Below are 10,863 nucleotides of genomic sequence, written 5' to 3' on the forward strand. Positions count from 1 at the left end.
GACGCAGCATGAGACCCAAAAAGAGAGGTTGGCTGTCCGGTGTGATTGGCGTGTGCGTCTTTGTCGCCGCAGCGGTCTGGATGGTGCAGGGCGTGCGCCAGACGGCTGCATCCTCGGGTGAGGAAGGCCGACTGCTGGCAGAGCAGGCTGTACGCCGTGCGGCGGTGAGCTGTTACGCGGTCGAAGGTGCATACCCCGAGAGCTACGAATACCTCAAGGAACACTATGGCGCGATGGTCGATGAAGAGAACTATGCGGTGTTTTATGAGGTGTTCGCGTCCAACATCATGCCGGACATCACGGTGATCCAGATTGGAGGTCAGCCATGAAGCGGGGCGGCGGCAGCATGATTGCTGCGCTCATTTTGACCTGTCTGTTTGCCATGACCATGCTTTTGACGCTGGTGATGGGTGCCAGAGTTTACCGCGGCGTGCAGCAGCGCGTCGAGGACAGTGCAGCGCAGCGCGTGGGCGTGTCTTACATTACGGCAAAGATTCATGCGAATGACCATGCAGATGGCGTATCTGTGCAGAAGTTCGGTGGTGTAGATGCCGTTGTGCTGGCACAGGAATATGACGGTGAGCGCTATGTGACCGCGCTTTACGTCTATGACGGTCAGCTCATGGAACTGTTTTGCAGCAATCTGAATGATTTTTCGCCCGCTGAGGGCACACCCATCGTGGAAGCCCGGCAGCTGACCGCGCAGGCGGCAGACGGTGGGCTGGAACTTGTGTATACCGATGCGAGCGGTCGGACACAGCAGGCGTATATCAATCTGAGAAGTGAGGTGGATGACCGTGCGCAGCAGTAGATCGGGGCTTTTGGTGATTGAACTTGTGATCGCCGTCGGTGTTTTCGCGCTGTGTGCGGCGATTTGTGTGGGATTGTTCGTGCAGGCTGATCGCGTATCGCGTGACAGCGCGGCGCTGGGACAGGCCGTGACCGTGTCGCAGAACACGGCCGAGCGATACAAGACGGTACAGGGAGATTTGGAGCGACTGGCGCAGGACTTGGACGGCACCTGCACGGAAGACGGTGCGCTGGTGCTCTGGTTTGACAGCGACTGGCAGCCGGTACAGGCGGAGGGAGAATACCAGATGACCATTACGCAGCAGCCTGCCGAAGGTTACCGCAAAGCAGATTTGTCTGTGCAGCAAACGGGCAGCGATGAGACCTTGTTTGCCTTGCAGCTGGCAGCGGAGGTGCAGCCATGAGGCGGGGCGGAACGGTCAGCGGCGCGGTGTCGCTGGTAATGATCTTTGCGGTCTTGTGTTTGACGGTCTTTTCGGTGCTCACGCTGTCGACTGCAGTGGGTGAGTCCAAACTGGCACAGGCGACTGCGCAGCACACAGCCGATTACTATGCAGCCGACGCGCAGGCGACTGCGATTGCCGCGCAGCTCGGACAGGGAAGCAGAGCGCAGGAAATCGATGGAATTGCGATTGCATATACGAACGACGCAGAAGGTCAGCAGGCAATTTTTTTCGTCCCAGCGGGCGAAAATCAGACCCTTTCGGTCATCCTCTTGCTTCAAAATCAAAGCTATGATATTCTTAAATGGGAGCTGACATACAGCGGAGACTGGCAGGCCGATCAGTCGATTGCCGTCTGGGACGGCGGCGCAGCGTAGTGTAAGGAGGAGACTGTTTATGGAACTGATCTTGGAATATCTCGGACGCGCGATGGATAAAAAAGCGTCCGATGTGTTTATCGTTTCCGGTATGCCGGTGTCGTTCAAGATCGACGGTGAGATTGTACCGGAAAATGAGGAAAAGGTCATGCCGGAGCGTGCAAATGAGCTGGTTTCGGCGTTGTATACGCTGGCAGGACGGTCGATGGAACACTTCTTGCAGACGGGTGACGATGATTTTTCGATTTCGGTCAAGAATCTGGCGAGATTCCGTGTCAGCGCGTATCGTCAGCGCGGTTCGCTCGCGGCAGTCATTCGAACGGTCAGCTTTTCGGTGCCCGATCGTGAACAGATGGAAATTCCGGATGAGGTCATGAAGATCGCCACGATGACGCGCGGTCTTGTACTGGTTACTGGTCCGGCGGGCGGCGGTAAGTCGACCACGATGGCTTGTATTACCGATGCCATCAACCGCACGCGCAGCGCACATATCATCACGATCGAAGACCCGATCGAGTATCTGCATCGCGACGTCAAGAGTATCGTCAGCCAGCGCGAGCTTGCGACCGATACTGACAGTTATGTGACCGCTCTGCGTGCCAGTCTACGTCAGGCACCGGATGTCATTATGCTCGGTGAGATGCGAGATCTGGATACCATCCGCATTGCTATGACCGCAGCGGAAACGGGACACTTGGTTATTTCTACGCTGCATACCGTGGGTGCGGTCAATACGATGGACCGTATCATCGACGTATTCCCGCCCAACCAGCAGCAGCAGATCCGCGTACAGCTGGCAATGGTGCTGCGCACGGTTATTTCGCAGCAGCTTCTGCCCACGATTGGCGGCGGTCAGGCACCGGCATTCGAGATCATGCATCTCAATAACGCGATTCGCAGCATGATTCGCGACAGCCGTATCCACCAGATCGATCAGGTCATTCAGACCTCGGCGGCTGAGGGCATGATTTCGATGGACGAGTCCATTTTACGGCTGTACAAGGCCGGACGCATTACGGCGGAGACCGCTCTGCGCTGCGCAATGACACCCGAGCAGCTCGCACGGCGTATGGGACGGTAAATAAATAGAGCGCGCACAACCCAGCAGATAGACAGGAGAGAAGAACAGATATGACGACCGAACAATTTGTGCCTTATGAGATGAAAACCAGCATCATCCATATCCTGTCCTATGAGGGCAAGAACTTGGAAGGCTATCTGGAAAACGCATTTTTTAAGGGCAGACGCTATTTTTCCAACCTGACCCAGATGATTTTTCTGGTGGAAGAGCTGCTCGACTCCATGGTATTTCCGCCGCGTGCGACCAGTATGCGCAGCTTTAAGGCGGGAACCGCGCATCGTGTGACGACTGCGCACAAGAGCGTGAACGCAGACAAGCCGATTGCAAGCTTTCGTCTGAGTGTCCTGTTCCGACAGAATGCCAGCTGGCAGGGCAACATCCAGTGGATGGATGACCGCGCGGTCACGCCGTTCCGCAGTGTTCTGGAACTGGTACAGCTTATGGACAGCGTGCTTGGACAGTACGATTCGCAGGAAGAAGAGTCTTAAAAAATTTTTCAAAAAAGGCTTGACTTTTTGAACGAGTGCATTTATAATAAAATACGCCGCTTGAGAGAGCGGCGCTTGATAGCCGGATTGTGTAATGGTAGCACGACAGACTCTGACTCTGTTTGTCTGGGTTCGAATCCTTGTCCGGCTGCCACTGAAAAGACCGCTGATTCGTTCAGCGGTCTTTTTCTTTTCCTTGCTTAAGTGGATTGCAGGAAACAAAAATTGACTTGCGCACATGCACCCGGCGCGGGTATAATGGCGGTACAATAAGGCAAGAGAGGTGTTGCAAAATATGCAGCAGGATATTGTAATTTTTGCACCGCATCAGGACGATGAGATTTTGGGTGCGTATGAGATCATTCGTCAGCAGCCCGAGCATACCTATGTCGTTTTTCTGACCAATGGTGACTATGAGGGTGCGGAAGTGGCGAAAACGCGCTGGCACGAGAGCCGCAAGGCGCTGACCCATCTGGGTGTACCCGAAGACCACATGATCGCACTGGGCTATGCAGATACCGGTATGCCGCGTGAGGTCAGTTTCCTGTGGAGACTGTGGCAGGAAGGCGATCAGACGCTGGTTCCGTCGCATGTCGGCGCACATACCTATCACCCGGACGGTGGAAAGGAATATCACCTTGCGCATTGGGGTGCACATGCGGCGTATACCCGTCTGGCTGTGCTTGCAGACGTGCGTGGTGTGCTTGAGGATATCCGACCAGGTACGATCTATGTCACGAATGAGGATGATGTACACGGCGATCATGCAGCGGCACCGCTGTTTGTCCGTGCGGCGATTGATCAGATGGCAGACTATACGCCGACTATTTACCGCTATCATGTGCATGGCGGCGATGACGAGCGCTGGCCCAATCGTACCGGCGATGTGTTTGAAAAACCGCTGAATTTGGATGAAAGCCAGTGGGAGAGCCGCGTGAGCGTTCCGGTGGAAGATCAGAAGGATTTTCTGGAAACCTTGGAATCGTTCCAGTCCCAGTGGAGAGATGCAGAGTATATGACCGCGTTTATCAAGAAGGAACAGGTTTTTTATCGGGAAAAGAAATGAAGCGTCTTGCGGTCGTCTGATCCCGCCCGCAGGCGAAATAAAGCTTTCGCCAGCCTTTCTCGAAAGGCTGCAGGTTCTCAGGGCAGCGCCCTGAGTCGTGTCCCGCAGGACACGAAATCCCCTTTTGAAACCCGGCATCCGGCCCGGGTTTCAACCAAAACAAACAAAAGGGAAAGACCGTCCGAAAGGACGGTCTTTCCACAGATTGCGCGTCACACTCCTTTTACTCACGCACGGCGTGAGAATGAGGATAGTGGCCTACGGGCTGCAGGACGCGCTTTTATTTTCTCTTTTGGTTGATTTTCGCTTTGCGAAAATCAAGAGGAGAGTTTCGCCATCTGCGGATGGCGACTTGAGGCTCTGCCTCAAGACTCCGCAAACCTTTGAAAAGGTTTGATCGAAACTTCAATTAGGGGTGCGGTGGTTTACTTTACAATCTTGCGTGCCTCCATGTAATAACGCTTCTCCTGTGCTTCGCCCATGGAGAAGGTCTTACGCGGCAGGACGCCATCCAGAATGACACCACGGAACAGGTCTTCCTTAGCCGGGTCAGGCAGCAGGAAGCCCATATTGCGCGCATCCTGAGACAGTTCACGAACAACGTCTGCGCCGTGGATGTAATCGATATGCGACTTGGGGTTCTTCTCCAGGAAATCATCCAGGAAGTTTTGCAGGGTTGCGACCGGCAGAGCCCAGGGCGAGTCAACGATGCACAGGGTGACCTGCTCACCGTGGAACATGCACGGGAAGGACTGGACGTTCGTGCTCGGTGCGCTCTTGGGATCGCCGCAGTAAGCCATGCCGCCGTGCAGACGGAAGAAATCGTCCGCAGCCTGGAAGACCTCACGCGGGTGGATGTGGAACAGGACGCGGTGGATGCCCTCGATTTCCAGGCTGTCGTCGTGGATGTTGACGACCTCAGCCAGTACAAAGCGTGCGGGATGATCCTGACGCTCTTCCTCGGACAGACCCTGCTTGATGCGCTCCCAGTTTGCCTTTGCGGTTGCCATCGAGTGGTTGCCGTCGCCGACAGCGTAGGGCAGAACAGCGTGTTCGCCGGTCAGGCCATACTTCTTGTTGAAGGTCTCGGGATCGGCCAGACCGTTCAGACGCTCGATCAGTGCGGCGGTCTCCTTGCCTTCGGGCACGAACCAGCCGGACAGGTGGCCGCCGTCCAGCATAAGGTCGGTGTCGTATGCCTTGCGGAATGCGTCCTTGTCGGCAAACAGCGGCTCAATGACCTTGCGGTCGGGATCGTCGATCAGCAGCATGATGTGGGGCAGTTCGAGCGATGCACCCTCACGGACAGCCAGACGAGGCGGAATGCGCTCGACGACCGTCTTTTCGGTCGGACGGATGAGCGACTGGGAACCAGCCTGATAGTCGTACGCCTCCAGATCGAAGGACAGGACAACGCCGCGGCGCGTGCCCGACTTGGTGGTGCGCTCGACCAGCATCATACCCGGTTCGTACTCGGTCAGCGTGCCGTCCTGCTGATAGCGCAGCATGGCATCCTGAATCTTTGCCGTGCGCTCCTTGACGTCGGGCTGTTCGAGATAGACTTCGGGCAGCGTCAGGCGCAGGGTGGAGGGCGCATCACCGACAATCGCGTCGGCATTGTTCCAGTAATCGGGCTGGGATGTGTATTGGTCACACGCGATAACCGCCCACTTGGACAGGTCGATTCCTTCGCGCGGCATCAGCAATTTTGGCAGCCGGATGGGTGTATACATAAGAAAAAACCTCCAGTATGGGAATTGGCGGCGCACGCCGCCCGGTCTCCTCGAAAGAAAACCGGAAATTGTTACCTCCATTTTAACAGGACAGCGCGATAAAAGCAATGGAAAGCGGGAAAAGTTCTGGTGGGGAAGGGCTGGTTTGACGGCGGCGGCTGGGCATGTTAAAATAAAAATAATGTCGAAGTAAGAGAGAATGGAGAGGAAAAAAGGAGGGGAAAGCATGACGATTGCGGAAATCGCTGCCCGTGCGGGCGTTTCCAAGACCGCTGTGTCGCGCTATCTCAACGACGGATATGTGAGCGCAGAAAAGCGGGAAGCCATTCGTTGCGTGATCGAGGAGACCGGTTATGTGCCGTCCAGACAGGCACAGATGCTGCGTACCGGACAGAGCGGTCTGATTGGTGTCATTCTGCCGCGTATCAACTCCGAGTCGATCGGACGCATCGTGCGCGGTATTTCGCGTGTGCTGGGTGACAGCCGGTTCCAGCTTTTGCTGGCCAACACCGACAACCACGCAGAAAAAGAACTGGAATATCTGGAAGTATTCCGCAAAGGACGTGTGGACGGTATTTTGCTGGTTGCGACCATGCTCACGCCAGCACACCGCAAAGCCATTCGAGAATGTCAGGTGCCTGTCGTGGTTGAGGGACAGTGCCTGTCGGACGCTTCCTGTGTGTATCACGACGATCAGGGCGCAGCGCACGCGTTGACCACCGAACTCATTGAAGCGGGATGTCGCAAGATTGCCTATTTTGGTGTCACAACGCGCGATAAGGCGGCCGGTCTGGCACGTCGGCACGGTTTTCTGGAAGCCCTTGCAGAGGCAGAGATACCGGCGGACGACGCACTGATGCAGACCTGTGACTTCTCGGTCGAGAGCGGCACCGAGGCGTGCCGGAATCTCTTGCAGAATGGGACTGCATTTGACGGTATTTTTTGCGCAACCGATTCCATAGCGATCGGCGCGATGGAAGCTCTGCATGAGGCGGGAATCAAGATGCCGGACGAGGTTAAGGTCGTAGGTGTCGGTCATGCACGAATTTCCGGACTGGTTCGTCCAAAATTGACAACTGCACACTATTTTTATGAAAAGAGCGGTGAAGAAGCGGCGAGAATCCTGTTGGAGATCATCCGTGATGGCGTGGATATGCACCAGCAGATCAAGCTTGGATACGAAATCGTGCGCAGAGAGAGCACCGGTCACTAAAACAACAAAAGAAATATCGGCTGCATTCCTGTAAAATGGGATGCAGCCGTCTTTTTTGCATTTTTCACAAATAGATGTGTGCTAAATTGCGCGATTTGCCCGTGAAGCCGTCAAAGTGCGCAAAGTGACCGGGTAAAGTTTGGAAGATATGTCCCATTTACAGAAGGGAGTAGGAGTGCTATTATAATTGCATAGGATGTGGAATCGATTCCACATTACAGGGTGAAAGAAATTTGAAAACTTGAAAGGAGTGTCACGATGGATTACCAGAAGGCAGCCAAGGACGTACTTGCGGCAATTGGCGGCAAAGAAAATGTAGTCTCAGCGGCGCACTGTGCCACCCGGTTGCGGTTGGTCATTGCGGACAACAAGAAGGTCAACAAACAGGCTTTGGAGAACGGTGAAGGCGTCAAGGGCGTCTTTGAGGCACAGGGTCAGTTACAGATCATCTTCGGCACAGGCATTGTAAACAAGGTGTTTGACGCTTTCGTCAAGGAGGGCGGCATCACGGCAGGCAGCAAGGAAGACGTCAAGGCTGCCGCAGCACAGAAGGGCAACTGGTTCCAGCGGTTCATCAAGACCCTGGGCGATATCTTCGTTCCCATCATCCCGGCAATCGTTGCTTCGGGCTTCCTCATGGGTATCATGGATGCCCTGAACTTTATGAACAACAACGGTTTTGCACACATTGATACCGGCAGTTCGATCTATGTGTTTGCAACGCTGTTTGCCAACACGGCGTACACCTTCCTGCCCATCCTGATTGCATATTCGGCAGCCAAGGTATTCGGCGGTAACCCCTTCCTCGGTGCGGTTATCGGTATGATTATGATTCACCCCAACCTGCAGAACGCATGGACGGTCGCAACAGACGGCGTTCAGACCATGCAGCCGGTATTCGGTGGATTGTATGAAATTCCGCTGGTCGGCTATCAGGGTCACGTTATCCCGGTTATGATTGCGGTATGGCTGATGTGCTTCATCGAGAAGCGTCTGCACAAGGTTGTACCGCCGATGTTCGACCTGTTCGTCACGCCTCTGGTCTCGGTTTTCGTCACCGGTTATCTGACTCTGGCAGCGATTGGCCCGGTCTTTACCACCATCGAGACCCATATCATCAATGGTATCCAGTGGCTGATCGCCATTCCGTTCGGCCTCGGCTCGTTTGTCATGGGCGGCCTGTATGCGACAACGGTCGTTTCGGGTATCCACCACATGTACACCATCATCGACCTTGGTCAGCTCGGCACCTACGGTCTGACCTACTGGCTGCCGTTGGCATCGGCAGCAAACGTTGCACAGGGTGCAGCTGCTCTGGCAGTTGCGCTGCGCACCCGTGACAAGAAGCTCAAGTCTATGGCGCTTCCGGCTTCTCTGTCCGCATTCATGGGCATCACCGAGCCTGCAATCTTCGGTGTCAACCTGCGCTTCCTGCGTCCCTTCATCGCCGGTTCGATCGGTGGTGCATGCGGTGCACTGTACGCCTCGATCGTTGGTCTGGGCGCAACCGGCACCGGCGTTACCGGTATCTTCGGTATCCTGCTGCACCTGCACCGTCCGGTACAGTACATCATCGCAATGCTGATTGCAGCAGCGGTTGCCTTCGTTCTGTCCTGGCTGTTCGGCCTCAAGCCCGAGCAGATCCAGCCCCAGACCGCACCGGCTGCACCGCAGCAGTCGTCTGAATCCACCCCGGCAGTGGAAGCTGCACCCAAGGCAGCGGGAATTGCAAACGATCTGACCATCACTGCACCGCTGACCGGCAATGCAGTATCGCTCACCGAAACCGGCGACGAGACCTTCGCACAGGAAGTGCTCGGCCCCGGCATCGCTATCGAGCCCACGGTCGGCAAGGTTGTCGCACCCTGCGACGCAACTATCAGCGCACAGATGGGTCACGCAGTTGGCCTGTCCTGCGATAACGGCGCAGAGCTGCTCATCCATGTCGGTGTAGACACGGTAGAACTGGGCGGCAAGTGCTTCACCGGCTCGGTCACCGAAGGCCAGCGCGTCAAGGCAGGCGATACCCTGCTGACGTTCGACATGGACGGCATCCGCGCTGCCGGATACAAGACCATCACCGCAATCATCGTCACCAACGGCGAGGACTTTGCTTCGGTTGATCGTCACTTTGGTACGGTTCAGGTGGGCGATCAGCTGCTGACGCTGCGCCGCTGAACAAGGAGAGTTTTTACATGAGCAATGCATTACAGCGCGACCTGCTGCGTATGGCGGCACGCGTCGAGCGGGAGGACGGCCCCAAGGCCGCCCAGGACCCGCACAGACTGACCTTCCACATTCAGCCGCCGACCGGCTGGCTCAACGATCCGAACGGCCTGTGCAAGTACGGAGAAGACTACCATGTCTTCTTCCAGTACGGCCCGTTCGATTGCACGGGCGGTGTCAAGCACTGGGGTCATTGCAAGAGCCGTGATCTGGTGCATTGGGAGTACCTGCCCATCCTGCTCTGTCCCGATCAGCCCTATGATATCCACGGTGTCTACTCGGGTTCGGCTTACATCGAGGACGGCAAGATGTACCTGTATTACACCGGCAACGTCAAACACGAGGGTGACCATGATTACATCCGTACCGGCCGCGGACACAATACCTGTCTGGCGATCTCTGAGGATGGCGAGACTATGGCATCCAAGCAGTGCCTGATGGAAAACAAGGACTATCCGGCCGGTCTGACCTGCCATGTCCGCGATCCCAAGGTATGGAAGATGGACGGCAAGTATTATATGGTGCAGGGTGCGCGTACGCTGGAAGATCGCGGTGAAGTGCTGATTTTCCAGTCCGAGGATAAGATTCATTGGACGCACTGCAACACCATCACCACGCCTGAGATTTTCGGCTATATGTGGGAGTGTCCCGATCTGTTTGAGATCGATGGTCAGTGGTTCCTGTGCGTATCGCCGCAGGGCGTTGCACAGACTGACGACCGCTTCCAGAATGTTTACGCCTGCGGTTATTTCCCGCTGTATGTGGATTTCCGCGGAGATTGTACACTGGGTGAGTTCCAGGCGCTGGACAAGGGCTTTGACTTCTACGCGCCCCAGTCCTTCCTGGACGGCACCCGCCGCATTCAGTTTGGTTGGATGGGTATGCCCGATGCAGAGTATACCAATCCCACCACGGCGTACGGTTGGCAGCACTGCATGACCGTACCCTGTGTCCTGACGGCAAAGGATGGCAAGATTCTGCGCAATCCGGTTCCGGAGCTGAATGCACTGCACGGCACGCTGCGGCAGTTATCCGTCACACCGGGTGTGAGCGAGTCGGTCAAGACCTTTGACCTGCAGTATCAGACCGCAGGCCAGCCGTTTGACCTGACCATCCACGACAGCGTACGCCTGCACTGGCAGGATGGGGTACTGACCCTGTCCGTGCCGCAGGGCGGCGCAGGCCGTACCACGCGCGTTGCACACTGTGCGGCTCCCATGAGCCTGCGCATTTTGGCCGATACCTCGTCGGTTGAGGTGTTCGTTGACGGCGGCGCGACCTGCATGTCCACCCGGTGCTATCCCACGTCCTGGGGGGTACGCTGGACGAGCGGCACAGGTGATGCCAAGCTCTGGGACATGAAACAGGCATAATCCTATCTTTAATATTTCCCCTGGAAAGCCCGCAAGCGAGTTTGGTCGCCTGC

11 protein-coding genes and 1 tRNA gene are annotated in these 10,863 nt (G+C 56.0%); 11 read left to right on the plus strand and 1 reads right to left on the minus strand.

Going from position 1 to position 10,863, the window contains the following annotated elements; genetic code table 11:
• Positions 1 to 8: 8 nt before the first annotated feature.
• The 8 genes from B5F17_RS00990 to B5F17_RS01025 all read left to right on the plus strand — a co-directional run bounded on the left by B5F17_RS00990 (position 9) and on the right by B5F17_RS01025 (position 4,265).
• Positions 9 to 329 (plus strand): hypothetical protein, encoded by a 321-nt coding sequence (locus tag B5F17_RS00990; RefSeq protein ID WP_016148200.1) that lies wholly within the window; start codon positions 9 to 11, stop codon positions 327 to 329.
• The gene (locus B5F17_RS00995; protein ID WP_087369929.1) at positions 326 to 811 is read left to right on the plus strand and encodes a DUF4860 domain-containing protein; all 486 of its coding nucleotides are present in this window, start codon (positions 326 to 328) and stop codon (positions 809 to 811) included. Before B5F17_RS00990 ends, B5F17_RS00995 begins: the two co-directional genes overlap by 4 nt.
• Positions 798 to 1,214 carry a type IV pilus modification PilV family protein gene (locus B5F17_RS01000; protein WP_143287644.1) on the plus strand — a complete coding sequence of 139 codons (417 nt, stop codon included), beginning with the start codon at positions 798 to 800 and terminating at the stop codon, positions 1,212 to 1,214. The genes B5F17_RS00995 and B5F17_RS01000 overlap by 14 nt, the downstream gene beginning before the upstream one ends.
• Positions 1,211 to 1,630: a hypothetical protein gene (locus B5F17_RS01005; protein ID WP_016148197.1), complete on the plus strand. Its 420-nt coding sequence runs from the start codon at positions 1,211 to 1,213 to the stop codon at positions 1,628 to 1,630. The genes B5F17_RS01000 and B5F17_RS01005 overlap by 4 nt, the downstream gene beginning before the upstream one ends.
• A gap of 19 nt (positions 1,631 to 1,649) precedes the next feature.
• Positions 1,650 to 2,711 carry a type IV pilus twitching motility protein PilT gene (locus tag B5F17_RS01010; protein ID WP_087369933.1) on the plus strand — a complete coding sequence of 354 codons (1,062 nt, stop codon included), beginning with the start codon at positions 1,650 to 1,652 and terminating at the stop codon, positions 2,709 to 2,711.
• Positions 2,712 to 2,761: 50 nt separating this feature from the next.
• A complete protein-coding gene (locus B5F17_RS01015) occupies positions 2,762 to 3,199 on the plus strand; it encodes a hypothetical protein (protein WP_087369935.1) in 438 nt (145 codons plus the stop codon).
• 80 nt (positions 3,200 to 3,279) lie between these two features.
• Positions 3,280 to 3,353: transfer RNA gene (locus tag B5F17_RS01020), tRNA-Gln, on the plus strand.
• A gap of 141 nt (positions 3,354 to 3,494) precedes the next feature.
• Entirely contained in the window at positions 3,495 to 4,265 is a 771-nt protein-coding gene (locus B5F17_RS01025; RefSeq protein ID WP_087369937.1) for a PIG-L deacetylase family protein, read from the plus strand.
• 425 nt (positions 4,266 to 4,690) lie between these two features.
• Here B5F17_RS01025 and B5F17_RS01030 read toward each other — a convergent pair whose 3' ends face one another.
• Entirely contained in the window at positions 4,691 to 5,998 is a 1,308-nt protein-coding gene (locus B5F17_RS01030; RefSeq protein WP_087369939.1) for a DUF1015 domain-containing protein, read from the minus strand.
• 226 nt (positions 5,999 to 6,224) lie between these two features.
• Here B5F17_RS01030 and B5F17_RS01035 point away from each other — a divergent pair, with 226 nt between their 5' ends.
• The 3 genes from B5F17_RS01035 (at position 6,225) to B5F17_RS01045 (ending at position 10,810) form a co-directional block, all read left to right on the plus strand.
• On the plus strand, positions 6,225 to 7,211 hold the full coding sequence (locus tag B5F17_RS01035) for a LacI family DNA-binding transcriptional regulator (RefSeq protein ID WP_087369941.1): 987 nt from the start codon (positions 6,225 to 6,227) through the stop codon (positions 7,209 to 7,211).
• Between the two features lie 258 nt (positions 7,212 to 7,469).
• A complete protein-coding gene (locus B5F17_RS01040; protein ID WP_087369943.1) occupies positions 7,470 to 9,389 on the plus strand; it encodes a PTS sucrose transporter subunit IIABC in 1,920 nt (639 codons plus the stop codon).
• A 17-nt stretch (positions 9,390 to 9,406) separates the two neighbouring features.
• The gene (locus tag B5F17_RS01045) at positions 9,407 to 10,810 is read left to right on the plus strand and encodes a glycoside hydrolase family 32 protein (RefSeq protein ID WP_242968684.1); all 1,404 of its coding nucleotides are present in this window, start codon (positions 9,407 to 9,409) and stop codon (positions 10,808 to 10,810) included.
• Positions 10,811 to 10,863 lie beyond the last annotated feature (53 nt).

The organism is Butyricicoccus pullicaecorum (assembly GCF_002160355.1).
GTDB lineage: Bacteria > Bacillota > Clostridia > Oscillospirales > Butyricicoccaceae > Butyricicoccus > Butyricicoccus pullicaecorum.